We start from the raw sequence: 271 nt of genomic DNA on the forward strand, positions 1-271 counted from the left end.
TGTCAGCATTCGCACTCGTGATACCTCCAGCAAGCCTTTCGACTCACCTTCGTCGGCGTACACGACGCTCCTCTACCACTTGTCTGCATCCTTAAGCCTACTCTGTTGATCCGCCTACCTGACTCAACGTTCGGGAGGCGCTTGGACATCGCGTCGCGATGCCAATCGAATAGCCTTAAGTGATGCAGACAAGTCCGTAGCTTCGGTACCTGGTTTGAGCCCCGTTACATCTTCCGCGCAGGCCGACTCGACTAGTGAGCTATTACGCTTT

General features: G+C 54.6%; 1 rRNA gene. It reads right to left on the reverse strand.

Features of this window, described 5'->3' with window-relative positions:
• Positions 1-271, reverse strand: a 23S ribosomal RNA gene (locus LU493_RS19895); the annotation flags it as partial.

Source organism: Halomonas elongata, from assembly GCF_029081005.1.
GTDB classification, from domain to species: Bacteria; Pseudomonadota; Gammaproteobacteria; order Pseudomonadales; family Halomonadaceae; genus Halomonas; species Halomonas elongata_B.